This window comes from Streptomyces sp. NPDC001868 (assembly GCF_040297125.1).
Taxonomy (GTDB): domain Bacteria; phylum Actinomycetota; class Actinomycetes; order Streptomycetales; family Streptomycetaceae; genus Streptomyces.
The window spans coordinates 489,151-513,541 of the sequence record NZ_JBEOYO010000002.1 but is presented as its reverse complement, the minus strand read 5'-3'; the positions used below and the strand labels follow the sequence as shown (position 1 = coordinate 513,541).

Annotated in this window: 18 protein-coding genes; 9 read left to right on the top strand and 9 right to left on the bottom strand. The window is 70.7% G+C overall.

Annotation, left to right across the window (positions count from 1 at the left end):
- Positions 1-79: 79 nt before the first annotated feature.
- From ABT147_RS04615 to ABT147_RS04595, 5 genes are all read right to left on the bottom strand, one after another.
- Positions 80-1,600, bottom strand: coding sequence for a cellulose binding domain-containing protein (locus tag ABT147_RS04615; protein WP_351402669.1), 1,521 nt, complete (start codon positions 1,598-1,600; stop codon positions 80-82).
- Between the two features lie 215 nt (positions 1,601-1,815).
- Positions 1,816-3,162 (bottom strand): radical SAM protein, encoded by a 1,347-nt coding sequence (locus ABT147_RS04610; protein WP_351402668.1) that lies wholly within the window; start codon positions 3,160-3,162, stop codon positions 1,816-1,818.
- A 107-nt stretch (positions 3,163-3,269) separates the two neighbouring features.
- A complete protein-coding gene (locus tag ABT147_RS04605) occupies positions 3,270-3,482 on the bottom strand; it encodes a hypothetical protein (protein WP_351402667.1) in 213 nt (70 codons plus the stop codon).
- Positions 3,483-3,567: 85 nt separating this feature from the next.
- On the bottom strand, positions 3,568-4,770 hold the full coding sequence (locus ABT147_RS04600) for a helix-turn-helix domain-containing protein (RefSeq protein ID WP_351402666.1): 1,203 nt from the start codon (positions 4,768-4,770) through the stop codon (positions 3,568-3,570).
- Positions 4,771-4,845: 75 nt separating this feature from the next.
- Positions 4,846-5,853: a hydroxyacid dehydrogenase gene (locus ABT147_RS04595; protein ID WP_351402665.1), complete on the bottom strand. Its 1,008-nt coding sequence runs from the start codon at positions 5,851-5,853 to the stop codon at positions 4,846-4,848.
- A 152-nt stretch (positions 5,854-6,005) separates the two neighbouring features.
- Between ABT147_RS04595 and ABT147_RS04590 the strand changes: the two genes are divergently transcribed.
- The 6 genes from ABT147_RS04590 to ABT147_RS04565 all read left to right on the top strand — a co-directional run bounded on the left by ABT147_RS04590 (position 6,006) and on the right by ABT147_RS04565 (position 15,084).
- Entirely contained in the window at positions 6,006-7,253 is a 1,248-nt protein-coding gene (locus tag ABT147_RS04590) for a D-arabinono-1,4-lactone oxidase (protein ID WP_351402664.1), read from the top strand.
- 236 nt (positions 7,254-7,489) lie between these two features.
- Complete coding sequence (locus ABT147_RS04585) at positions 7,490-8,761, top strand: ROK family transcriptional regulator (RefSeq protein ID WP_351402663.1); 1,272 nt, start codon at positions 7,490-7,492, stop codon at positions 8,759-8,761.
- 285 nt (positions 8,762-9,046) lie between these two features.
- Positions 9,047-10,306, top strand: coding sequence for an ABC transporter substrate-binding protein (locus ABT147_RS04580; protein WP_351402662.1), 1,260 nt, complete (start codon positions 9,047-9,049; stop codon positions 10,304-10,306).
- A 23-nt stretch (positions 10,307-10,329) separates the two neighbouring features.
- Positions 10,330-11,295, top strand: a complete 966-nt coding sequence (locus ABT147_RS04575) for a carbohydrate ABC transporter permease (protein WP_351402661.1) — start codon at positions 10,330-10,332, stop codon at positions 11,293-11,295.
- Between the two features lie 29 nt (positions 11,296-11,324).
- Positions 11,325-12,194, top strand: coding sequence for a carbohydrate ABC transporter permease (locus ABT147_RS04570; RefSeq protein ID WP_351402720.1), 870 nt, complete (start codon positions 11,325-11,327; stop codon positions 12,192-12,194).
- Between the two features lie 19 nt (positions 12,195-12,213).
- Positions 12,214-15,084, top strand: a complete 2,871-nt coding sequence (locus ABT147_RS04565) for a glycoside hydrolase family 2 TIM barrel-domain containing protein (RefSeq protein ID WP_351402660.1) — start codon at positions 12,214-12,216, stop codon at positions 15,082-15,084.
- A gap of 101 nt (positions 15,085-15,185) precedes the next feature.
- Here the strand turns inward: ABT147_RS04565 and ABT147_RS04560 are convergent, their stop codons facing one another.
- Positions 15,186-15,698 carry a hypothetical protein gene (locus ABT147_RS04560; RefSeq protein ID WP_351402659.1) on the bottom strand — a complete coding sequence of 171 codons (513 nt, stop codon included), beginning with the start codon at positions 15,696-15,698 and terminating at the stop codon, positions 15,186-15,188.
- A complete protein-coding gene (locus ABT147_RS04555) occupies positions 15,695-17,440 on the bottom strand; it encodes a PHP domain-containing protein (RefSeq protein WP_351402658.1) in 1,746 nt (581 codons plus the stop codon). The genes ABT147_RS04560 and ABT147_RS04555 overlap by 4 nt, the downstream gene beginning before the upstream one ends.
- 234 nt (positions 17,441-17,674) lie before the next feature.
- Between ABT147_RS04555 and ABT147_RS04550 the strand changes: the two genes are divergently transcribed.
- From ABT147_RS04550 to ABT147_RS04540, 3 genes are all read left to right on the top strand, one after another.
- The gene (locus tag ABT147_RS04550) at positions 17,675-19,021 is read left to right on the top strand and encodes a jacalin-like lectin (protein ID WP_351402657.1); all 1,347 of its coding nucleotides are present in this window, start codon (positions 17,675-17,677) and stop codon (positions 19,019-19,021) included.
- Between the two features lie 92 nt (positions 19,022-19,113).
- Positions 19,114-19,698, top strand: a complete 585-nt coding sequence (locus ABT147_RS04545; protein WP_351402656.1) for a TetR/AcrR family transcriptional regulator — start codon at positions 19,114-19,116, stop codon at positions 19,696-19,698.
- 60 nt (positions 19,699-19,758) lie between these two features.
- On the top strand, positions 19,759-21,177 hold the full coding sequence (locus ABT147_RS04540) for a hypothetical protein (RefSeq protein WP_351402655.1): 1,419 nt from the start codon (positions 19,759-19,761) through the stop codon (positions 21,175-21,177).
- On the opposite strand, the gene ABT147_RS04535 is transcribed toward ABT147_RS04540, so the two are convergent.
- Positions 21,122-22,876: a DUF2264 domain-containing protein gene (locus tag ABT147_RS04535; RefSeq protein ID WP_351402654.1), complete on the bottom strand. Its 1,755-nt coding sequence runs from the start codon at positions 22,874-22,876 to the stop codon at positions 21,122-21,124. The genes ABT147_RS04540 and ABT147_RS04535 overlap by 56 nt on opposite strands.
- Positions 22,877-23,221: 345 nt before the next feature.
- Positions 23,222-24,265 carry a rhamnogalacturonan acetylesterase gene (locus tag ABT147_RS04530; protein WP_351402653.1) on the bottom strand — a complete coding sequence of 348 codons (1,044 nt, stop codon included), beginning with the start codon at positions 24,263-24,265 and terminating at the stop codon, positions 23,222-23,224.
- Positions 24,266-24,391 lie beyond the last annotated feature (126 nt).

The window sequence follows — 24,391 nt, the reverse complement described above, 5'->3', positions numbered from 1 at the left end:
TCCCCGCCCGCTCCCCGCCCGCTCCCCGCCCGCGCTCGATCCGCGCTCGGCCCGTGCGCCGTCTGTGCACGGTCCGCGCTCAGTCCCCCCGTTCGCAGGTCTTCCCGTTGAGCGTGAAGTCCACGGGTACGGGGTTGTCGTAACCCTGCCAGATGCCGAGGAAGCCGACGCCGAAGGTGCCGCCCGCGGCGACCTTCTTGTTGTAGTCGGCGGCGGTGGCGGTGACCTCGGAGCCGTCCTGGTCGAAGGTGCCGTCCCACATCTGGGTGACGCGCTGTTCGGCCGCGTAGGTCCAGCCGACGCGCCAGCCGTCGAGGGCCTTGGCGGAGGTGACGGTGAGGGCGGCCTGGAAGCCGCCGGGCCACTCGTTGACGACCTGGTAGCGGACGTGGCAGGTGGCGTCCGGCGACTTGCCGGGATCGACCGGCTGGTGGGTGACGCGGGCCGGCGTCGAGGAGTCGCCCTGGGGTTCCTCGTTGCTGTTGCCGCCGCCCTTGCCGTCCTCGTCGCCGGAACCCGAACCGGTCTCCTCCGGGCGGGAGGTGCTCTGCAGCTCGGAGCCGCCGCCCGACGGGGGTTGGCTCACCGGGGAACGCGGGTCGCGCTGCACCACCGCGGAGTCGCCGGCGGACGTGCCGTCGGCGAGCGTCTCGTCCTCGCCGAAGGGCATGAGGGAGACGACGAGGGCCAGCACGGAGACGAGACCGGCTCCGGCGAGCAGCCCGTTGCGGCTGAACCGGGGCTTCGGCTCCCTGCCCGGCGAGAGTCCCCGGTCGGCGCCGGTGGAGTCCGCGCGTCCGGGGAGCAATCCGGCGTCGGCCGCGCGGCGGCGGCGCTCCAGGTAGGCGAGTCCGCTCCAGCCGATCACACCACTGGCGAGCGCGGCGGGCAGGCCGCCGCCGTGCAGGCCGAGACAGGCCGCGGCCTCGGCGCACTCCACGCAGGTGGCGAGGTGGCGCGAGAGGTCCTCGGGGGTGTCGGTGCCGGGCGAGCGGGTGACCGCGTCCAGCAGCCGGGTGTAGGTGCGGCAGTCGGCGCGCATGGGCGCGTCGAGCCGGCTGCGGTGGCACCGGTCCCTGAACAGCACGCGCACCTGGTCGAGTTCGGTCCGGGCGGCCACCGGGTCGAGACCGAGCCGGCGGGCCACCGAGCCCAGGGGCAGCGACTCGACCTCGGCCAGCCAGAGCAGGGCCGCGTCAGGTTCCTGCATGTCCCGCAGGGCGCGCAGGGCGAGGGGGCGGTGCAGCGGCGGGCCGATGTAGCGCGCGGCCTTGTCCGAGTTGAGCCAGAGGCGGAGTTCGGGGTCGAGCCGGTGGCCCTGGCCGTCCCTCTCCCAGACCGCGGCGGAGGTCCTGACCCAGGTCAGGAGGAACGGTATTCGAGGCAGCCGCAGAGCACGCCGGCCGACGCCGCGGTCGGCCCCCGCCTCGCTCTCCACGGTGTGCGCCTCGTGCATGCCGTTGGTGAAGGCCTCGGTGGCCAGTTGGGTCGCCGCGGTCGAACCGGACGTGCACAGGTCGGCGTACGACAGGACCGCGTCCCAGCACTCCGAGAACAACGCGGCCTCGGCGGCGTCCTGGGGCTTCGGCAGGTCAGGCATGAGTCTCCTGCATCCACAGAGCGAGGGGGGAAGAGTGCAAAAGTAGTCAACTGCCCTTTAAAGCCAAGGGAGTTGGGGGGACTACGTTGCAGCGCCCCAGAGCTTTTCACGCTTCCCACACAACTGACAAGCTGCGTCTTCGAACGCGGTTACCTGCGGTCACGCATGTGGACTTGTACGTACGCCGACCCCGATCGACTCAACCGTCACAGGAGTTACTGAACCGAAACCTCCTCGGCGGTCCCTTCGGTGCTCTCCTCGGCGGCCGGGAGGCTGTCCATGAAGGAGCTGACGGAGAAGACGGCGTTGCCGGGTCCGGGCGGGCCGTATCCGGGCGGCGAGGCGAGCCCGAACTCCTCCATCGTGGCGCGATAGGCCTGCAACAGCCTGATGTGGTACTCCAGCGGCGCGCCCTGCGGGTTGGCCTTGCCGAGCGGGGTCGTGGGCTCGGGGCACCAGGTGGTGAAGCGGGGCGTGATGCCCTGCGACATGAAGAACCGCAGGCCCTCGGTGGTCGACGCGATGGCCTCGTCGACCGTCTTGAACCCGAAGGGCTCGGCCATCTCCACGCCCGCCACGAAGTTGGGGATCACATTGCGCGCGCCGAAGACGCCCGCCGAGTCCAGGATCCGCTTGTGCCACTCGTCGCGGCCGACATAGCGCTCCTTGCCCGGGCAGTACATCTTGAAGAGGTACTCGTCCCACACCTCGTAGTTCGGGTGGTAGATCTTCACGCCGTAGTCGTGGAAGCGCTTGACGTCGTCCAGCGGCAGCGCCTGTGCGACGACCTTGCCGATCCAGCGGTCCGGGAAGCGCTCCTCGATGGCCTTGGCGTAGTGGCCGTAGAAGTCGGCCTCGTCGCGGCCCGAGACCGTCTTGGTGATGGCGCCGCCGGTGAGCGTGTACGCGGTGGATGTCTTCGCCGTGTCGTACCGGTCGATGATCTCCAGCGCTTCGAGGACCTCGTCGACGTCCTTCACGCCCGTGTAAGGCCGGCCCGCCGCCTTGTGCTGGCGCCAGTTGTGGTTGATGTCGCAGTACTGGCACTCCTCCTTCGCGCCGAAGTACTGGCAGACGCGGAAGACGGTCAGATAGATGAGGTAGCCCCACTGGATGGTCGGGGCCACCTCCATCACGGACTTCCCGTTGGAGAGGGTGTGCTTGTAGTACTCGGGCATGGGCGGGACGCCGACGTCCGCGATGCGCTTGCCGTCGAGGTACAGGCCGAGGAGGCCGTCCTCGTCGGAGGCCACCCGGTAGGGCGAGGACGGGTTGACCCGTACGGAGACGACCGTGCGCCGCAGGTCGTACGGGCCGCCGGTGAGGATGATCTCCTCCGGCGGGCGGCGCAGCGCTGCCTCGCCCAGCTCGGGGAGGGTGCCGTGGTCGAAGGAGAAGATGAAGTACGACTTCGGCTTGACCTCGCCCTTCTCGTTGTCGCTCAGCGCGGAGGCGTCGAAGGCCACACCACCCCTGAGCAGGTCCTCCTTGAAGACGGCCTCCCGTGGCACATGCGGGAACCTCTCCATCAGGTCCTCCACCAGTGCGGTGCGGCTGCCCATCCCGTTCTCCTCGCTCCCGACGTCGCACGGGGGTCGCCCGCGCGCTCGACTCCTCACGGTAAGCCTCCGACGGTACGAGGACACCGCCGGGTCCCCGGCTGGGCGTTTCATTCCCGCACGGACCTGGACCGCCTGGCCTGCTTGTACGCCTGCCACAGCCCGGTGGCCCGCTCGCACTGGACCTGTCCGTACCCGCAGTCGGCACAGCCGGTCATGTGGTCGATGAAGGCGCCGTACTCCGTCTCGCCGGGCAGATGGTCCGGCACCACGAGCGGCAGTAGCCGGCAGGGAACACGCCGCCCCGGCTCACCCCCGCTCACGCCTTCCTCCGCTTGCGGCGCGGCGGCCGGTGGTGGTTGCGGATCTCGACGTCGTGGTCCGACACCCGGGACAGGTCGCCTCGGGCTATACGCCACACCAGCCCGCGAACTCCAGCAACTCCCCCGGTGCCTTCGCCCGCGCCCGCAGCAGCGTGGACACCGTCTCGTGCACGCCCGGGTGGTACCGGGTCTGCTGGGGCGCCACGTGCCGTGCCTTCGCCAGCGAGGTGAAGGCGTCGCCGTGCTTCGCCGTCCAGGTCTCGGCGCGGGCCCGGTCCACCCAGTAGTGGCCGGCGCGGGCCTTCGGGTAGTCGTCCGGCAGGCGTACCTTGCGGGCCTTCTCCAGGGCGCGGGCGTGGCGGTCGCGGTCGCTGGACGCCGACATGCCGTGGATCACGACGTTGACGGGGCCGAACACGAGTCCGTAGTCGCGGGTCTCCCCCGTCTCCTCGGCGATCTCCCCGGCCGCCTCCAGCCAGTCGTCCGCACCGCCGGCATCGCCCCGGCGGCTGGAGAGGATCGCCCCCTTCAGGTGCAGGGCGCCTCGGACCGCCTTCGTGGCCCGCTGTCCGTCGTCGTCGAGGTCCTTGAGCGCCTGCTTGACCAGGAGCACCCCTCGGTCGTGGCGCGCCGCGTCGGCCATCAGCTGCGCGCGGTCCCACCGCTCGATGGCGATCTGCCGGGGGTCCCCGGACCGTGGAGCCGCGACGGCCATCCGGGACAGGGCCAGCCGGGCGAGATCCTGGAACCCGATCTGACGGCCGACCACGTACACCGTGCGGCACAGCTCCGCCTGGAGCCACGCGGCCTGCTCCAGGGCGTGTCCCGGACGCTGGGTGAGGACATGGGCGTTGACCTCGGCGAGCAGCGCGGGGAGTTCGTGGGCGATCTCGATGTACTCGGCCCGGGCGCGCTGTTGTTCCAGCCCGGCCACCGTGGCGCTCAGGTCGGTGAGCGACCGGGGTGGTGGGTCGTCCTCGCCGAGGGGGATGTCCCAGTCGTCCAGGGCCGAGCTGATCGGCGTGGTCAGCCGGTCGAGCTGGTCCGACTGGAGCTGGTGGACGTAGGGCTGGCCGTGCAGGACCGAGATGCTGACGGACAGGGCGCGGGCGACAGCGGAGACGACGGCCGGACTGGCTTCGCGTTGACCGTTGATGACACGGGAGAGCATGGACGGGGAGACGTTGGCGCGGCGTCCGAGTTCTCTGAGGGAGTAGCCGCGCAGGGCGCTCACGTCCGCGATGCGCGCCCCGATTCCCCCGGTGTCCTGGCGAGTTGGGTGGGCCATGCTGAACTCCGTTCCGACCTCGACACTCAGAACGGTACGCCGATCGCCCCCGCACCGGCCTCCCTCGGCCGACGTTCACGCCATCCGCTCCAGCACCCCCCGGTCCAGCGCGTGCGCCAACGCCCTCCCGGCGGCCAGCCGTTCCGCCTCCTCCGTGACCGCGAGGCCGAGGCGGGCGACCTCGTTGCCCTGGGAACCGGCCAGGTGGGGGGTGACGAAGGCGTTCGGGAGGTCGAGGAGGGGGGAGTCGGCGGGCAGTGGTTCGGGGTCGGTGACGTCGAGGATCGCGGAGAGGCGCCCGGCACGCAGCTCGTCGACGAGGGCGTCGTGGTCGACGAGGGCGCCGCGCGCGGTGTTGATCAGGACGGCCCCGTCGGGCATGAGGGCGAGGGCACGGCGGTCGATCAGGCGGTGGGTCTCGGGGGTGTCCGGGGCGTGCACGGTGACGATGTCGGAGGTGCGCAGCAGGTCGTCGAGCGGCAGCAGGGGGACGCCCAGGGCGGCGGCCCCTGCCTCGTCGACGTAGGGGTCGGTGAGGCTCACCCGGAGGTCGAAGGGGCGCAGCAGTTCGATGACGCGGCGGCCGATGCGGGAGGCGCCGACGACTCCGACGCGGCGGCCGTGGTTGCCGATGCCGGGGACGAACCCCCAGCCGGGCGAGACGCGTTCGGTCCTCAGACGCTCGCGGCGGCCGAGGATGTCCTTGCCGGCGAGCAGGATCATGGCGAGCGTGTACTCGGCGACGGGCACGGCGTTGGCGGCGGCGGCCGTGGAGACGGTGATCCCGCGTTCCCAGACGGCGGGGGCGACGAACCCCTTCACCGAGCCCGCCGAGTGCAGCACCGCGCGGAGTTTCGGCGCCGCGTCGAGGACGGTCCCGTCGATGCGGGGGCAGCCCCAGCCGGTGACCAGCACCTCGGTCTCGGCCAGCGCCTCCCGTACGCGGGGGCCGGTGAAGTCCTCGGCGACCAGGGCGGGATCGATGTCCACGGTCCCGCGCAGCCGGGCCAGCACGTCGGGCGGGAAGATCCGCGGAACGTTCTCGGCCGTCATGGCGAACAGGGCGCGCGGACGCTCGGGCAAGGAAGAACCTTCCGGCTGGGAGAGGGCGAGGTCAGACGGTAGTAACCGCTCTCTACGGTAGGCGGGCGCTCGTGGGGAGGTCAATGAACCGGACGGAGCGCGGGGCGGAGAGGATGGCCCTCATCAGGTACGGGCGGCGGAGGAGATCAGGTATGACGACCGAGACCATCACCAACTGGGCCGGGAACATCACGTACACCGCGAAGGAGCTGCACCGGCCGCCCTCCGTCGACGCGCTGCGGGCCCTGGTGGCGGGGAGCGAGCGGGTGCGGGTGCTGGGCAGCGGGCACTCGTTCAACGAGATCGCGGAGCCCGGCCCCGAGGGCGTCCTGCTCTCCCTGACCGGGCTGGCGCCGGAGATCGAGGTGGACACGGCGGTCCGTACGGTACGGGTCGGGGGCGGTGTCCGGTACGCGGAGCTGGCCCGCGCGGTGCACGACCGGGGTCTCGCCCTGCACAACATGGCCTCCCTCCCGCACATCTCCGTGGCGGGCTCGGTGGCCACCGGTACCCATGGCTCGGGCGACGGGAACGGTCCGCTCGCGGCGGCCGTGCGCGAGGTGGAGCTGGTCACGGCGGACGGTACGACGCTGACGCTGTCGCGCGGCGACGACCGCTTCGGCGCGGCGGTCACCTCGCTCGGCGCCCTCGGTGTGGTCACCGCGCTCACCCTCGACCTGGAGCCGGCCTTCGGGGTGAGCCAGCGGGTCTTCGGTGAACTCCCCCTGGCCGGGCTGGACTTCGCGGCGGTGTCGGCGTCGGCGTACAGCGTGAGTCTGTTCACCCGCTGGCTCCACTCGGGCTTCGACCAGGTGTGGGTCAAGCGGCGTACGGACCGGGCCGAGGCGGACTTCCCGTGGGCCGCGCCCGCGACCGGGGCGATGCATCCGGTGCCGGGGATGCCGGCGGTGAACTGCACCGAGCAGTTCGGGGTGCCCGGCCCTTGGCACGAGCGGCTGCCGCACTTCCGGGCCGAGTTCACGCCGAGCAGCGGGGACGAACTGCAGTCGGAGTATCTACTGCCGCGGACGTCCGCCGTGGAGGCGCTGCACGCGCTCGACGGGATCCGGCACGCGGTGGCGCCCGTGCTTCAGGTCTGCGAGGTCCGGACGGTGGCCGCCGACGCGCAGTGGCTGAGCCCGGCGCACGGCCGGGACACGGTCGCGCTGCACTTCACATGGATCGCGGACGCGGCGCCCGTCCTGCCGGTGGTGCGGCGGGTGGAGGAGGTGCTCGCGCCGTTCGAGGCGCGGCCGCACTGGGGGAAGGTGTTCACGGTTCCGGCGGCCGAACTGGGGCGGCTGTACCCCCGGCTGGGTGATTTCCGCAGGGTGGCGGACGGGCTGGACCCGGCGGGCAAGTTCCGCAACGCCTTCGTCCGGGAGGTGCTCGACGCGTGAGGGCGACCGGCCCGTACGGCCCTCCTACGGCCCTCATACGGCCCTCACCTGGTGACTCCGCCGCCGGTCCGCCCGGTGACCCGTCGCACGGTCGGTCTCCGGCCACGGCGCGGGGCCGGTCGGGAGACTTCGTAAACCCCCTTTCCTAACCCCTTGTCGAAAGTCTCTCCGCCCCATAACCTGGCGCGGCGCCGGGGCAACAGGCCTCGTCATGGCCTGGAGGGATCGAGGGGATCATGTCGTCGGCGAAGCGCACCTCACGCGACATCCGCACCGCGAACCGCTACGAGGTGCTGCGCCAGATCATCGCCAAGTCTCCCACCTCCCGGCAGGAACTGGCGGCGGCCACCGGGCTCAGTCTGGCCACGGTCGCCACCCTCGTCGGCGAACTGCTCGACCTCCGCATGATCACCGAGGTCGGGTTCGAGGACTCGGCGGGGGGCCGCCCCCGTGGACTGGTGGCCGTCAACGCGTCGGGGGGCGCGTTGATCGGCGTCGACATCGCGGAGACGTACGTCCATGTCGAACTGTTCGACCTGGCGCTGAACGTCCTGGCGCGGGCCGAGGAGGACGTACGGGCGGGGGAGACGCTGCCCGAGCAGATGGTCGGGCATGTCGCCGCCGCCGTCGGCTCGGTGGTGGCGCAGGCCGGTACCGAGGGTGCCCGGGTGCTCGGCGTCGGGGTGAGCGTGCCGGGGCAGGTCGACCGGGCCACCGGTATCTCGGAGTACGCGCCCAACTGGGACTGGCACGACGTGCCGCTGCTCGACCTGCTGACCGAGCACATCGCCTATCCCCTGTACCTGGACAATCCGCTGCGCGCGGTCGCGGTGGCCGAGCTGTGGTTCGGGGCCGCGCGCGGGCGGGGGGACGCCGTGGTGGTCACCCTCGGGACCGGTGTGGGCGCCGGGCTCGTCCTGGACGGCGGGCTGCACCGGGGGGTGAGCAACAGCGCCGGGGAGTGGGGCCACACGACGATCGTCCTCGACGGCCGGCTCTGCCACTGCGGCAACCACGGGTGCGTGGAGACGTATGTGGGCGCCCCCGGGATCATGCTGAACCTCCGGGAGCTGAGTCCGCGCAGTTCGCTGCTGCATCCCGAGGACCAGACGGCCACCATCGCCGCGCTCGCCCAGGGGGTGGCCCGGCAGGACCCGGTGGCGGTCAAGGTGGTGCGGGACACCGCCCGCTACCTCGGCGCGGCCGTCGCCGACCTGGTCAATCTGTTCAACCCCGAAGTGGTCGTGCTCAGCAGCTGGGTCGCGGCCGCGCTCGGCGAGCCCCTGGTCGCGGAGGTGCGCGAGGCCGTAGCCCGGCACGCGCTGCCGCGTCCGATGGCCGCCACCGAGATCGTGCTCTCCCTGATCCCCACGGACCCGGCGTGCCTGGGCGCGGCGACGTTCGCGCTCGAAGGGGCGCTGCAGTCCGTGGGGCAGCGGCCGGGCACACGTGCCGCCCCACCGAGGAGCCGCACCCCAGCCAGGAGCCGTACCGCGCCGTCGTCGTGACGAAGCGGTAGTACCCCCACGAGCCGAGGGCCGCCGGACCCTGACCCGGCGGCCCTCACCTTCCCCTTTCGTCTTCCCTCACCAACCCCTTCGCGCCGCACGGACGTTCGGAACACCGAACCGAATACAACGCTTCGAACAGACTTCGTCCAACCCCTTGCCGAAGCCTTAGCCGAAGGTTAACGTCCCGCACCGCAAGTCCCTTTGAGCCACTGAGCCAACTGGCGCTGAGCCGCAGAGCCATGGGCGCAGAGCCGCAGCCGTACTCGAGACAAGGACGTCAGCATGTCGGCATTCAGGAACAGCAACTTCGACCGCCGTACCGCCCTGCGGGCCGCGCTGGGTCTGGCCGCCGCCGGGGGACTGGCCGCGTGCGGCGGCAACACCGGTCGTAGCAGCGGCGGGGGCCCCGGCCTCACGCAGTACTTCCACGCGTACGGCGAGGCGGGCACCGAGCAGGCCATCAAGAAGTACGCGAAGGCCTACAAGGAAACCAACGTCACCACGCAGTGGATCACCGGCTCCAACTTCGAGAGCAAGCTGTTCGCCTCGCTGCTCACGGACAAGGCCCCCGACTGCTTCGAGTTCCACCCGCAGCTGCAGATGATCGAGAGCGGGCAGGTCGCGGACCTGACCGACCTGATAGACCCGGTCAAGGACGACTTCAACCAGGCCGACATCCAGTCGCACACGGTCGACGGCAAGATCTACGGCATCCGGATGATCGACGACCCGCAGTTCTTCTTCTACCGCCCCTCGCTGTTCGAGAAGGCCGGTGTCGAGGTCCCGACGACGCTGGAGGAGCTGGCCGAGGCCGCCGCCAAGCTGACCACGGACAAGGTCAAGGGCGCCTACCTCGGCAACACCCTCCACTCGATGATCAACCCGTTGATCTGGTCGGCGGGCGCACAGCACCTCGACGAAAAGAACCAGATCGCCTACCACACGGACGCGGTCGTCGACGGCTTCAAGCAGCTGCGCAAGCTGTTCACCAGCGGTGACCTGCTGCTCGACGCCCCGACCGACTTCTGGGACCCGTCCGCCCTCAACCAGGGCCTGACCGCCATGCAGTGGTGCGGTATGTGGGCGATGCCGCAGATGCAGGAGGCGCTCGGCGACGACCTCGGCATCTTCCCGTTCCCGAAGGTCGGCAGCGCCGGCAAGCAGTCGGTCTACAACGGCGGCTGGTCGATGTTCGTCAACGCCAAGGGCAAGAACCTCGAAGCCACCAAGGAGTACGTGAAGTGGCTGTGGATCGACCAGAAGGAGTACCAGGAGGACTGGGCCCTCTCCTACGGCTTCCACATCCCGCCGCGCACCTCGATCGCGGAATCCGCCGACAAGCTGAAGTCGGGTCTGCCGGCTGAGGGCGTCAAGCTCTTCAACGAGTTCGGCCACTTCGACAACATCGGCTGGACCCAGGCGAGCATCACCGCCCTGGAGGACGTCCTCGCCAACTCCGTCCGCAAGGGCGGCGACCCGGACAAGGAACTGACGAAGGCCGACGCCAAGGTCAACAAGGAACTCAAGAAGCTCTTCGGATAGGCCGGCGGACGGGTACTCACGACATGTCGACCATCACCAAGGACGGCGTCTCCAGCCCCGCCCCGGTCAAGGCCACCCCGGCCAAGCCGCGGCGGGGGCTGCGGGGCTCCCCCACCTTCAACTTCTGGCTCTTCACCGGGCCGTTCCTGATCGGCCTGGCGGTCTTCGTCTACCTGCCGATCCTGTGGAGCCTGTATCTGTCGTTCTTCGAGGCCCGCTTCACGGTCACCCCGAGCGAGTTCGTCGGCCTCGACAACTACGTGACGATGCTGACCGACGAGGAGTTCATCCGCTCCCTCGTCACCTTCACGATCTTCGCCGTCTTCATCGTGCCGCTGACCTGGGGCACCTCGCTGGGCCTGGCGCTGATGGTGAACCGGCTCCGCTTCATGCGGGCGTTCTTCCGCTCGGTGTTCTTCCTGCCGACGGCGGTCAGCTACGTCGCCGCCTCGCTGGTCTGGAAGATGTCCATCTTCAACGGTGTCCGCTTCGGTCTCGCGAACACCTTCCTGGGCCTGTTCGGCATCGACAACACCGCGTGGCTGGCCAGCCCCGACCCGCCGTGGTACTGGATGGTCATCCTGACCGTTCGCCTGTGGCTCCAGGCCGGCTTCTACATGATCCTCTTCATCGCGGCCCTTCAGAACATCCCCACGGAGCTGTACGAGGCCGCCTCGATCGACGGCGCCAAGCCTGGCTGGCAGACGTTCTGGCACATCACCCTGCCGCAGCTGCGGGCGACCTCCACCGCCGTGATCCTGCTGCTGCTCGTGGCGGCGTACCAGGCCTTCGACGAGTTCTTCAACCTGCTGAACAAGACCACCTGGGGCAGACCGCCCCTGGTCGAGCTGTACTACAAGGCCCTCGGCGACGCGCAGGACTACGGCGCGGGCAGCGCGGGCGCGCTGATCCTCACCGTACTGATCTGCCTCGTGACCCTGCTCCAGGGCAAGTTCCTGGGATTCGGAAGGGGTGAGGAGTCCAAGTGACCACCACCACGACACCTCCGGCGGAACACATGGACCGGACCGACGTATCCGCCAAGCCGCGCCGCGTCCGGACCGGCAGTGTGCTCGGCTCGACCGGGCTGTACCTCGCCACCGGCCTCGCCGCGATCCTCTTCCTGATCCCGTTCTATCTGATCGTCCGCAACGCGCTGATGACGGACCCGGAGATCACGGGCGAGGAATGGAAGTGGTTCCCCACCGACATCCAGTGGGGCAACGTCAGCGAGCCGTTCGACGACCCGTCGGTCGACTTCGCGCGCTCGCTGTGGAACTCGGCGGTCGTCGGCGTCCTGCACACCGTCGGCACCCTGCTGGTCTGCTCACTGGCCGGCTACGGCCTGGCCCGCATTCCGTACAAGCACGCCAACAAGGTGTTCTACGCCGTTCTGGGCACCCTGATGGTCCCGACCGCCGTGACGTTCGTGCCCAGCTTCGTGCTGGTGTCGTCCCTCGGCTGGATCGACACCTACCGGGGTCTCATCATTCCGGGCCTCTTCAGTGGTTTCACGTGCTTCCTGTTCCGGCAGTACTTCCTGGGGTTCCCCAAGGAGCTGGAGGAGGCGGCGCGCGTGGACGGGCTCGGCTACATGGGCGCGTACTGGCGGGTCGTCGTACCCAACTCGCTGAACTTCTTCGCCGCGATGGCGACGATCACGTTCATCAGCGGATGGAACTCCTTCCTGTGGCCCCTGGTCATCGGCCAGGACCCGAGCGCGTGGACCGTCCAGGTCGCGCTCTCGAACTACATGACCGGCCAGACCGTGAACTTCCATCTGATCTTCATGGCCACGGCCATTTCCATCCTGCCCCTGGTGTTCGTCTTCCTCTTCCTCCAGCGCTGGCTGGTGCAGGGCATCGCGCAGACTGGCATCAAGGGCTAGGAAATCAGCAAGGAGACCGATGTCTTTCCGCACGACCACATCGTCCGTCGAGTACGTCGAGGACGTGTCCCCGGGCCGCGGGGCCCTGCCGCCCCGCGCCTGGTACGCGTCCTCCGACGCCCGGTCCCTGTCGCTGAACGGCGACTGGAGCTTCCGGCTGTCGCCGACCGCCGACGCGGAGGACGACTCGTTCGCCGCCGAGGGGTACGACGCCGGGGGCTGGGCCCGGGTGGCCGTCCCCGGCCACTGGGTGCTGCAGGGCGACGGGGCCTTCGGGGCGCCGATCTACACCAACCACCTGTACCCGTTCCCGGTGGACCCGCCGAGGGTGCCGACGGAGAACCCGACCGGTGACCATCTGCGGTACTTCGACCTGCCGGGCGACTGGTCTGCGGACGGTGGCGCCGTGCTCCGTTTCGACGGTGTGGAGTCCTGCGCCCGGGTGTGGCTGAACGGCACGGACATCGGTGAGTTCAAGGGCTCCCGGCTGCCGCACGAGTTCGCGGTCGGGCACCTGCTGAAGCCGGCGGGGAACGTCCTCGCCGTCCGGGTCCACCAGTGGTCGGCGGGCTCCTATCTGGAGGACCAGGACCAGTGGTGGCTGCCCGGGATCTTCCGGGACGTCACCCTGCTGCACCGCCCGGCGGACAGCGCCCTGGACTTCTTCGTGCACGCCTCCTACGACCATGTGGGCGGTACCGGGACCCTGCGTGTCGACTCCGACGTCGACGGCCGGGTCCTCGTGCCCGCCCTGGACATCGATGTCGCGACCGGTGAGGCGGTGACGGTCCCGGTGGAGCCGTGGACCGCCGAGACGCCCCGGCTGTACGACGGTGAGCTGGTCACCGGGGGCGAGCGGGTCCCGCTGCGGATCGGGTTCCGTACGGTCGTCCTCGAAGACGGCCTCCTCAAGGTCAACGGCAGGGCGATCCTGTTCAAGGGCGTCAACCGGCACGAGTGGCACCCGGTCAAGGGCCGCTCCCTCGACCTGGAGACCATGCGCGAGGACGTGCTGCTGATGAAGCGGCACAACCTCAACGCCGTACGCACTTCGCACTACCCGCCGCACCCGGCCTTCCTCGACCTGTGCGACGAGTACGGCCTCTGGGTGATCGACGAGTGCGATCTGGAGACCCACGGCTTCACCGAGCAGAACTGGCGGGACAACCCCGTCGACGACGACCGCTGGACCCCGGCCCTCCTGGACCGCGCGGCCCGGATGGTCGAGCGCGACAAGAACCACCCCTCGGTGGTCATGTGGTCCCTCGGCAACGAGGCCGGCACCGGCCGGGGCCTGACCGCCATGGCCGAGTGGATCCACGGCCGCGACGGCTCGCGCCTCGTGCACTACGAGGGCGACTGGGACTGCCGGGACACCGACGTCTACTCCCGGATGTACGCCGACCACGCCGAGACCGAACGCATCGGCAAGCGTCTGGACGGCGGCACCCACAAGCGGCGCCAACTCCCCTACATCCTGTGCGAGTACGGACACGCCATGGGCAACGGCCCCGGCGGGATCGCCGACTACCAGCGCATCTTCGAGGCCCACGAGCGCATCCAGGGCGGCTTCATCTGGGAGTGGATCGACCACGGCGTCAAGCACCCGAAGCTGGGCTACGCCTACGGCGGCGACTTCGGCGAGGAGCTGCACGACGCCAACTTCGTCTGCGACGGCCTGATCTTCCCGGACCGGACACCCTCCCCCGGCCTGATCGAGTTCAAGAAGGTCATCGAGCCCGTCCGTATCGACGGCGACGGCTCGGCCGGGACGGTCCGGGTGCGCAACGCGTACGACTTCGCGGACCTGTCCTCGCTCGCCTTCGAGTGGGCGTACCAGGTGGACGGCAAGACGCTGGAGGCCGGCGCCCTCTCCGTGCCCGCGCTGGGGCCCGGTGAGTCGGCCGAGGTGAAGCTGCCGCAGCCGCCGGCCGGCGGACCGGCGGGCGAGGCGCTGTGGACCGTACGGGCGCTGCTGGCCGAGGACACGGCGTGGGGCAGGAAGGACCACCAGGTGGCGTGGGCCCAACTCCCGGTCGTGGAACGGCCGTTGCCGACCGTGACGCCTGGCGACGACCCTGTGGCGAGCGAGAAGTTGATCTATCTCGGCCCGGCCTCCTTCGACGTCCGCACGGGCGCGCTCAAGACCATCGGCGGCCTCGACGTGACCGGACTGCGCCTCGACGTGTGGCGGGCGACCACCGACAACGACGAGGGCGCGTGGAACGGCAACACCTGCTACAGCGACCTGTGGCGGAAGCTCGGCCTGCACCGCGTGCGACACCGCCTGGACGGGGTCGAGTTGGGCGCCGACGCGCTGACCGTACGGACCCGGGTGGCACCGGCCGCCCGGGAGGTCGGCCTGCGCGCGACCTACCGGTGGACCGCCGACGACACCCGGCTGAAGCTGACCGTGTCGGTGGAGCCGGAGGGTGACTGGACCGTGCCGCTCCCGAGGCTCGGCATCCGCTTCGGGCTCTCGTCGGCGAACGACGTGACGTGGTACGGCGGCGGCCCCGGCGAGGGCTACCCGGACACCAAGTCGGCCTCCATGGTGAGCCGTTACCACTCCACGGTCGACGAGATGCAGACCCCGTACGTCCGCCCCCAGGAGAACGGCGCCCGCCCCGACGTCCGTTGGGCGGAGCTGGGCGGACTCCGCATCGACGGCGACCCGGAGTTCTGGTTCACGGCCCGCCGCTGGACCACCGAACAGCTGGACGCCGCCGCACATCTGACGGACCTTCAGTCCGGTGACACGGTGTGGGTCAACCTCGACCACGACCTGATGGGCATCGGCTCCCAGTCCTGCGGCCCCGGCCCGCTGCCGCAGTACCACCTGCCGGCCGAACCGACGGAGTTCTCGTTCGTGTTCTCGGAGATCGGCTGATCCGACGGGCGCGTGAAGGGTGTCGTACGGCAACCTTCACGCGCCCGGCGGCCCCCAGTTCACGCCCGCGCCCCTGACGGGGCACGGGTGTGGTCGGGGCTTCAGTGGTCCGCGCAGCACGGTGTCGGTTCCGGTACCTCGAAGGGGACCAGGGTGCCGCCCACGGCGGGCATGGTGGTGAGGACGAGTTCGCCGTCGTGCCAGTGCGGGCGTACGTGGTCCTGGGTCACCAGCGGGGTGTCCGGGGCCGGGCGGCCGGGTGTGCCCAGGACGGTGACGCGGGTGATCGCGGAGCGGTCGAGGACGTCCGCGATCGTCAGCGTGCCGGTCAGGGCCGTGACACCGGGATAGATCACGGCGCGGCCCATGGCGTCCGGGGTGCCGGGCGCCACCTCGTGGTCACGGGCCGCCAGCCGCTCCTGGACGGTGCTCAGGAGCGGCTCGGACGGCACCGCGAGGGACAGGGCGACCCGTGGCCGGTCGCCCCGCACCAGGTGTGTGCACCCGAACGTGCCCTCGGGTAGGGCGAGTTCGGCGGCCAGCGTGTGGAGCAGGTGATCGGCGGCGCGCAGATCCCTGACCTCCGCGTCCACGGTGAGGGTGTACGGAGTCACGAGGGCAGGACCCACACCGGGTTGGAGTAGAACCACAGGTCGCGCCACGGGTCGGCGTCACCGACGACGTCGATGGCGGGGCCCGCCGGGTCGACCGCCGCGCCCATCGCGCCGACGGCCGAGCGGTTGCCGTCGCTGCCGCGCAGCCGGACGTAGAGCGGGCGGTCGACCTTGCCGAGGTCGTAGGTGAGCCGGACGGTGCCGGTGGACTTGTTCACCTCGTACGACTTCACGACCTTGGCCGTCGGAGCGGTGAAGGTGTCCTTGTCGGCGGGTGTGCCGGTCACATCGCCCCGGATGACGTCCACGCGGGCCAACTCGGGGACGAATCCCGCCCAGTTGGGGCCGCCGGCCAGGGACACGTCGACGGTCAGGGTGACCTTGGTGCCCTTCCTGACGTGCAGGGCGCCGCCCAGGGTGGCCCAGCGGCTGCCGCCGGAGACGCGGACGTCGAGGCCGCTGAGGAGGCCGCCGTGGTCGACCCAGACGCGGCCGGCGCGGATGCCGTCCATGACGGCGGCGTAGGAGAAGCCGTCGGCGCCGACGTGGGTGCGGCTGTACTGGCCGGGCCAGTAGTCGCCCTGGGTGATGTCTATCTTGCCGCCGTACACGGGGTCGGTGTGCTTGCCGTTGGCGGTGAAGTCGCTGTCCGGGCCGCCGCGTACGGCCGTGTCCGTGTACACCTGGTGGGAGTCCGAGTTGGCGGTGATCCACCAGGGCTTGCCCTCGGCGAGGAGGCTGTCCCACAGGCCGCCGACGGTGGCGGTCATCCAGTCGAAGCCGCCCCAGGTGCGGTAGCTCTCCAGCGGGTAGCCGGGGAAGGAGTTGGCGCTGGGGTTGTTGTCGTAGATGCCGCGGGCGCGGGCCATGCCGAGCGGCGCGGGGATGCCGGCGGCCTGGTGGCCGGGGGCGCCCTCGAAGCCGACGGCTATCTGGCGGCCCGAGCCGGTCGCGTCGCGCCAGCCACGGATCTCGTGCGGGGAGTCGACACCGCGCCGCGCCGGATGGTTGGCGAGCATCAGGGCGTCCTTGACCTTGCGCCGCCGGACCTGGTCGCCGAGGAAGGCGAGACCCGCGACCGCGAGGGCCTCGTTGGCGGGCGTGGAGTCGGAGGCGCCCTTCACGCTGCCGTCGTAGTCGGTCTCGAACTGCTTGAGGACGGAGACCTCGTTCCTGCCCGGGTGGACGAAGACGGTGCCGTGCTCGGCGCCCGGGATGTTCCACTCCAGGCCCTGGAAGACGAGCGTGTCCTCGTACGCGGCGCGCGCGGCCTTGATGTCCGGGTTGACCTTCTCGACACCGATCTTGGCGTGCGTCATGCTGCCGTGGTCGGTGATGACCAGCCAGTCCATGCCGTGCCTGGCGCCCTGGCGGACCTGGTCGACGACCCGGTACTTGCCGTCGCTGCTGTACTGCGTGTGGATGTGGTGGTCGCCCGCCAGCCACAGGAAACCGCCCTTGCGCCGGCCTCCCGAGGACGCGTACGCCGGGGCGGTCGCCGCCGCCTGTCCCAGAACGCTCGCGGCGGTCAGGCCCGCGCCCAACAGGCCCGCGCGGCGCAGCAGGGAGCGGCGCGACCGCTGCTCGGGGTTCAGCGCCTCGTCGGGCACGGAGGCGTCGAAGGCGGCGGGGAGCGGGGCGGCCGCGTCCCCGTGGTCATGCCCGTGGTCATGCCCGTGGTCGTGGTCATGTCCGTGGTCGTGCCCGTGATGGTGATGACCGTGCGCGTGCCCGTGCCCCATGAAACGCCTCCCGGATGCCGCTGCCTACGCGGCTGCCTTCGCGACGCGACCACGCCGCCTGTGGAGGATCGAGGGGGCACATGAACGTCGAACGATCAAGGGATGGCCGCCGGGTGCCCTGGATACGGCGGATCACCACGTCCCTCACTGTTTCCCCAACAGCCCTTGCACGTCACACTGATTGACATCGAATCTGAGCATCGCTCATCTTCCCCCCGCCCCCCGGAGAGCCCCATGAGTCCCACGCAGCCCAGACGTTCCGCGAGAAGACTGCTCGGCGCCGTCGCCGCCGGCGCGCTGGCCGTCACCGGCCTCGCCACCACCGGTGCGACGCCCGCGGCGGCCGCCACCAGCGGCACGTTCAACGTGCTGACGTACAACGTCGCCGGCCTCCCGGAGGGGCTCAGTTCCGGCAAACCGGCGACGAACACCCCGCTGATCTCGCCGCGCCTCGGGGCGTACGACATCGTGAACGTCCAGGAGGACTTCAACTACCACGCGGCGCTGTACGCGGGCGACAACCACCCGTACCGCACGGCGACCAGCGGTGGCGTGCCCTTCGGTGACGGCCTCAACACGCTGTCGGACTACGCGTTCGAGGACTTCGAGCGGGTGAAGTGGAACGACTGCACCGGCACCAACTGCCTCACCCCGAAGGGCTTCTCACTGGCCCGGGTGCGGCTCGACGACGGCGTCTACGTCGACCTCTACAACGTGCACACCAACGCCGACTCCGACGACGCGGCCCTCGCCGCCCGCCGCGCCAACGTCACCCAGCTCTCCGAGTTCATCAAGGCGAACTCGGCGGGCAACGCGGTGATCGTCATGGGGGACACCAACACCCGTTACACGCGCACCGGCGACAACATCCGCTCGCTCGTGTCGGAGAACGGTCTCACGGACCCGTGGGTGCAGCTGGTCAAGGGCGGTGTCGCCCCGGCCCTGGGCGCCGACCCGCTGCTCTGCCCGACGACCGCCCCGACCAACGACTGCGAGGTCGTCGACAAGGTCTTCTACCGGGACAGCAACGTGGTCGACCTGACCGCGAACCGCTACAACAACGACTGGGCCAAGTTCCTCGACTCGGCGGGCGGCAACCTCTCCGACCACTTCCCGCACACGGTCGACTTCTCCTGGAAGCTCAACTCGGGCCTGCGCGCCAGTGACTTCTTCGGCGGCCCCCACGGCACGGCGTACAACGACGCGGACAACCTCCCCTCGACGGTCTCGCCCCGCACCCTGACCCTGCGCGGCGCCTCCCGCCTCGACGCGGTCTCGCTCACGCACGACGGCGGTACGACGCTGACCCACGGCGGCACGGGCGGCACGGCGACCTCCCTCACCCTGGCCTCCGGCGAGCACCTCACCTCCGTGAAGCTCACCCAGGGCCAGAAGGACGGCCACACCCGGATCTTCTCCGCCGCCTTCGGCACGGACAAGGGCCGCACCCTCGCCTCCGGCACCGCCACCTCCGAGACCAAGACCTTCACCGCCCCCTCCGGCTGGCAGATCGTCGGCTTCACCGGCCGCTCGGGCAGCGAGATCGACAAGCTCGGCGTGCTGTACGCGCCGATCCGCTGACCTGCGGTCCCACCGTCACACGGCCTCCGGGCCCTTGATCGCCGGGCGGTAGCCTGGGCGTCCGGGGTCCCAGAGGTGAAGAGGTGGTCTCCATGGCCCGTGCCGGGCTCACCGTCGACCGGGTCGTGGAGGCCGCGGCCGATCTCGCGGACGAGATCGGGTTCGAGAAGGTCACCCTGTCCGCGCTGGCGCGGCACTTCGGGGTGAAGGACGCGAGTCTGTACTCGCACGTCAGAAACCTCCAGGATCTGCGGACACGGGTCGCGCTGCTGGCGGGCGGCGAGATGATCGACGACATCGCCGAGGCCGTCGCCGGACGGGCCGGCAAGGACGCGCTCGCCGCCTTCGCCGGGGCCTACCGGGCGTACGCCCTCAGACACCCCGGCCGGTACGCGGCCACCCAGATCCCCGTCGACCAGGCCCTCGTCACCGACTCCCCCGCCCTGCGCCGCACCGCCGAGATCACCTACGGCATGCTCCGCGCGTACGGCCTCGACGAGCCCGACCTCACGGACGCCGTACGCCTGCTGCGCAGCACCTTCCACGGTTTCTGCGCGCTGGAGGCCGGGGGCGGCTTCGGCGCCCCCCGGGACGTACGGCGGTCGTGGGACAAGGCCGTCGAGGCACTGCATCTGGCGCTGACGCACTGGCCCCGGGAGGACGGGGGCCACTCTTGAGATCTCAAACATTTTTCGCCCAGGTGGCAACCTCTCGCCCCCGCGCGGCGACCACAGCACATGACACCTGCAACACCCACCCCCTCCGCACCGCCCGCCCCGGCCAGACACCGCCGTCGCCACCTCGCGCGCAAGCCCGTCATCGGCTCGCTCGTGGCCGCGTCCGTGCTGGCCGGCGCCTGGTACGCGACCGCCGGGGCCGCGCCCACGCCCACCGCCGCGGCCGGTGATCTCACCGTCACGAACACGACGGTGAGCCTCACGGCGAAGTTCCCGTACCTCTCGGCCGGCTACAACAACAGCCGGGAGTGGACGCGGACGGCGACCGCCGTGGCGCCGAACGGCTCGCTGCGGGTCGCCTGGCCCGCCTCGGACGGTATCCATGTCACCCCGCTGACGGCGGCCGGGAAGCGCTCGGGGGCCGACACGGTCGTCAAGGGGACAAGGGAGGTCGGGGGGCTCGTCGCGCACAACGACGGGTTCGCGCTGCTGACCCGGGTCGCCGACAGCAACAAGTGGAAGGAGACGGCCGCCGCGCTGATCCGCTACCAGAACGGCAAGCAGACCTGGCGGACCAAGCTCACCGGCACCTCCTCGAACGACACGGCCCCGCTGCTCGACGGCCAACTCGCCTGGAACGGCAAGAAGTACGGCGCCTACTTCGTCGTGCACGGCGCGGGCGGCTTCGCCGACGGCCACTTCGGCGACAAGCTCGCGTACGTGGGCCCCAAGGGCAAGAAGCTCGGCGGCGGCTGGGGCTGGGGCTGCTCCCACAACGAGGGCATAGCCCTGCGCGCCGAGACGACCGGCGACTTCACCTCCCTGTGCTTCGACGACTGGCGGTCGGGCCTGTTCGTGTCCACCGGCATAGCCGCTCCCGACAACGCCCCCGTCGTGCAGCGCGAGCAGTGCTGGGCCGGCTACTGCGGCGGCACCTTCTCCGGCCGCACCGGCGAGATCGTGAAGTCCTCCACCGGCCGCTACGCCACCGCCTTCGCCTCGCGCGGCGCCGCCTCCGCCAAGAAGAACCCCGAGGACTCCAGCGGCCGTGGCTGGACGGTCAAGCCGAAGACCAGCACCCACCAGGTCGCGATCGCGTTCCTCAAGAACCGCAGCACGCCCTCGGGCAAGCCGGTCTACCTCACCTCCGCCAAGGGCACCGAACACGTCAACGTGCGCGTCGCCCCGTACGGCAAGAACCGGCTCCTCGTCTCCTACGAGACCCTGAAGAACGCCAAGTGCGCGAGCGGCACCTGCACCGGCACCTTCACGGGCACCCACTTCCGCCTCGTCGACTGGAACGGCAAGCCCCAGGGCGCCGACAAGGTCGTCGGCGCCCGGATCAGCGGTGACATCGCGGTCCTGAAGGACGGGACGCTGACCTGGGCGTACGCCCCCGTCACCCCGTCCTACACGACCGCCCTCAACGGGGCGTCACCGACCACGAAGACGCTGAGGATCGCCCGTCTGACGCCGTGAACACGAACTGGGCCCGCTCGTGGCTGTGGGCCCAGTTCACGGACACCTCGTACGTCCCCCGCACCTCCACGGAGACCAGCTCCGGGAGGGGCGGGGGCGTCGGCTCACCGGTGAGCCGGGCGAGCGCCACGAAGAGGGTCGCCGCTTCGCCGACACCGCCGACGAGCCCGGGTGCGTCCGCGTCCGCGTCCGACGACAGACCGTGCGCCGGGAGGAGTTCCGCGTGTACGCCGTCCGCGCCCGCCCATCCCGTGATCCGTACCGCCGTGCCGGGCACCGCGCCCGCCACCAGATGGGCCCGCACCTCCACCGCCCCGCGCGCGAGCACGAGGCTCGTCACCCGCGCCCCTCCCCCGGCCGTGTGGCGGGACGCCGCCCAGCCCTCGCCGACACCCAGCGGCTCGATGTCCGTACGGCTCGCGTCGCCGCCGACGATCACGCTGTTGTCGTACGTGTCGGCCGGCTCCGCCAGGGCCACGGGCTCCGTCACCGTCGAGTACGCGAGCCGGGTGTAGAACGGGTCGTAGCGGACGTCCTCGCTGCCGTGGTTGTGGAGACGGACCAGGCCGTCCGAACGTGTGGACTGCAGCAGCCAGTTGGGCGGGCCGACCGGGCGCAGCTCGTCCTCCCGCTCCACCGGGCCCGGCTCCTCCGTCGCCGTCCACACCTCGTGGTCCGGCGGCAGGAGCAGTCCGAGGAAGCCCTTGCTGGCCCAGTACGGGGAGGCGGGGCCCGAATAGCCTTGCAGGACGGCGGAGTTGGGCCCGTGCCAGCCGAGGGACAACAGACCTCGCTCGTCGACGGCCCCCCGGTCGAGGAAGTACTTCAGCGCACCGGACGCCAGCCGCCTCGTCTCGCCCGGCGACAGGGGCGTACGGCCGGTGAGGGCGCCCAGCCACAGGGGGACCGTCGTCGCGAAGCGGTAGGTGAGGGAGCGGCCCTGGTGCAGGGGGGCGCCGTCGCCGCCGAACAGGCGGGCGTAGTCGGCGAGATGGGCGGAGAGGCGGTCGCCGTAGCGGGCGAGGAGGTGGTCGTCCTTGGCCAGCCAGGCGTGCAGCACCGGGTAGAGGTGCATGGCCCAGCCGTTGTAGTAGTCGAACTTTCGGCCGTCGCCGTCGGTGTACCAGCCGTCGCCGAGGTACCACTGCTCGATGCGGTCGAGGCGCTGTTCGATGACCCTGTGCGCCAACTCCGGTTCGTGGCCGATCTCTTCGAGGAAGCCGCCGACTGTGACCGGGAACAACTCCCAGTTGCAGGGCCAGGGTTCGGCGGTGAGCGCGTCGCCGAGCCAGGCGGCCGTGCGCTGCCGGACGTCGTCGTCGAGGCGGTCCCAGAGCAGGTCCCGGGCGATGCGCAGGGCGAAGGCGATGGAGGCGGCCTCGACGAGGGGTTGGCCGCGGTCCTCGATGCGGGGCCAGACGCCCGATACGCCGGCGGCCAGGCCGTCGGCGTAGCGGGCGAGTGCGTTCTCGTCCCGACGGAAGGCCGCGAGGAGCAGCGTCCGGGCGTATCCCTCCAGCCCGTCCGACCTGCGGCCCGACCAGCTGGTGCGGTCGCCGGGGAGGTCGCAGAGGGCCCCATCGGGGGTCGCGTACGGCTCGACGGCGGCGAGCAGTGCGTCCGCTGCCGCCTCCCAGTGGGCGCGGGTGTAGCCGGTGTACGGGCTGAGGGTGCGGTCGTCCTGGGGCTGGGAGGGCATACGGCGCGCTTTCTGGCTGGGGTTCGTTCGGGGTGGGGGTGGGGGTGGGGGTGAGTGGGCTGCGTTGTCGGGTGCGGGTCCGGTGGGGGTTCTCGCGCAGTTCCCCGCGCCCCTAAAGGGCCAGGCCCTGGCGGGCCTGGAAGGCGGCGGGGCTGCGGGGCTGCTGGCCTGCTGGCCTGCTGGCCTGCTGGCCTGGAAAACACGGGGCGTAGCCCCTGTTTTCAGGGGCGCGGGGAAGCGCGGCCAGCCACGAACCAGCCGCACCCGCCGACGAACGGCACCCCCCACCCCCTCCCGCGTACAAACCTGGGACGCCCCGGTTCCGGTCGGGACGCCCCAGGGGTCTCATCCCACCCTGGTCCGCCCCTCGGGCACCAGCCCCTGGGCGACGAGTTCGTCACGGACCAACCCGGCGTAGACGGTCGCCCCGTGCACCGAGGTGTGCGTGTTGTCGCGCTTCTCGTTGTAGAGGTAGAGCGCCTTGGACCCCTCCGTCCCCAGCGACTCCACCAACGCCTTGGTCTTGGCGGTGAGGTCGACCAGGGGCACAGCATGCGCCGCCGCGACCGAACGCGTGACCGCCGGGTGGTCGACGCCCAGCCCGTTGACCAGCAGGGCCGTACCGTTGTTCAGGGTCCCGTCCGCGTTGAACCACCGCCGGACGATCGGGGTCACCAGCACCGGCCTGCCCCCCTGCGCACGGACGCCCGCGACCAGGGTCTCCAGGTTCGCCCGATACGTGGCCTCGTCGGTCTGCTTGTCGTTGTGGGCCAACTGGATGAGGACCAGGTCACCCCGCTTGATCCGCGGCTGGACGGTGGCCCACAACCGGGAGTCGGCGAGGTAGGACACCGTGCTCTCGCCGGAGTCGGCGTGGTTGGCGACCGAGACGCCCTTGCGGAGGTACTGCGGAAGCTGCTGCCCCCAGCCGGAGTACGGATCGCCGGGCTGGTCGCAGACCGTGGAGTCGCCGACGAGGAGGATCTGCCGGGCCCGCTTGGCAGGGGTCACCCGGATGTCGGCCAGCGCGGGCGCCGAGCCGCCGATGACGAGGTCCAGACCGGGGGTGCCGACGGCACCCGTCGGCTCACCCTCAGGCGTACGGACATCGACGGTGAAGCTGCGGAGGACGGGCCTCCCGGCCGCCGTCGCCGTCTCCGCCACGAGCGTGCGGCGCGTCTCGCCGGTGACCCTCGTGCTCGCCGCGCCGTCGCCGCCGAGGCGGACCGTCACGTCGTACGTGCCGGCCGGGACGTCGAAGTGGCAGGCGTTCGCGGCGCAGTTCTCCAGGCCGAGCGCGGGCCGGCCCTGATGGGCCTGGGCCGGTACGGCGGACAAGGCGGTGCCCAGGGTCGCAGCCGTCAGCACGGCGACGGTGAAACGTCTCATTGCGGCTCCTCCGGAGGGATGACAAGACCCGGCGGGTGGACGGTACATCGTTTGACAAGCGCTTTCTAGATGTCGGATCGATTTCACACGATTGCCAACTTCCCTGAGGCGAAAGCCCTTTCGCGA

What these genes read in the sequence shown, in the direction of transcription:
- ABT147_RS04570 (WP_351402720.1), top strand. Translation starts at nt 11,325, where the DNA reads ATGGACCGGACCGACGTATCCGCCAAGCCGCGCCGCGTCCGGACCGGC.
- ABT147_RS04585 (WP_351402663.1), top strand. Translation starts at nt 7,490, where the DNA reads ATGTCGTCGGCGAAGCGCACCTCACGCGACATCCGCACCGCGAACCGC.
- ABT147_RS04545 (WP_351402656.1), top strand. Translation starts at nt 19,114, where the DNA reads ATGGCCCGTGCCGGGCTCACCGTCGACCGGGTCGTGGAGGCCGCGGCC.
- ABT147_RS04540 (WP_351402655.1), top strand. Translation starts at nt 19,759, where the DNA reads ATGACACCTGCAACACCCACCCCCTCCGCACCGCCCGCCCCGGCCAGA.
- ABT147_RS04530 (WP_351402653.1), bottom strand. Translation starts at nt 24,265, where the DNA reads ATGAGACGTTTCACCGTCGCCGTGCTGACGGCTGCGACCCTGGGCACC.
- ABT147_RS04535 (WP_351402654.1), bottom strand. Translation starts at nt 22,876, where the DNA reads ATGCCCTCCCAGCCCCAGGACGACCGCACCCTCAGCCCGTACACCGGC.
- ABT147_RS04575 (WP_351402661.1), top strand. Translation starts at nt 10,330, where the DNA reads ATGTCGACCATCACCAAGGACGGCGTCTCCAGCCCCGCCCCGGTCAAG.
- ABT147_RS04550 (WP_351402657.1), top strand. Translation starts at nt 17,675, where the DNA reads ATGAGTCCCACGCAGCCCAGACGTTCCGCGAGAAGACTGCTCGGCGCC.
- ABT147_RS04555 (WP_351402658.1), bottom strand. Translation starts at nt 17,440, where the DNA reads ATGGGGCACGGGCACGCGCACGGTCATCACCATCACGGGCACGACCAC.
- ABT147_RS04610 (WP_351402668.1), bottom strand. Translation starts at nt 3,162, where the DNA reads ATGGGCAGCCGCACCGCACTGGTGGAGGACCTGATGGAGAGGTTCCCG.
- ABT147_RS04600 (WP_351402666.1), bottom strand. Translation starts at nt 4,770, where the DNA reads ATGGCCCACCCAACTCGCCAGGACACCGGGGGAATCGGGGCGCGCATC.
- ABT147_RS04590 (WP_351402664.1), top strand. Translation starts at nt 6,006, where the DNA reads ATGACGACCGAGACCATCACCAACTGGGCCGGGAACATCACGTACACC.
- ABT147_RS04565 (WP_351402660.1), top strand. Translation starts at nt 12,214, where the DNA reads ATGTCTTTCCGCACGACCACATCGTCCGTCGAGTACGTCGAGGACGTG.
- ABT147_RS04580 (WP_351402662.1), top strand. Translation starts at nt 9,047, where the DNA reads ATGTCGGCATTCAGGAACAGCAACTTCGACCGCCGTACCGCCCTGCGG.
- ABT147_RS04615 (WP_351402669.1), bottom strand. Translation starts at nt 1,600, where the DNA reads ATGCCTGACCTGCCGAAGCCCCAGGACGCCGCCGAGGCCGCGTTGTTC.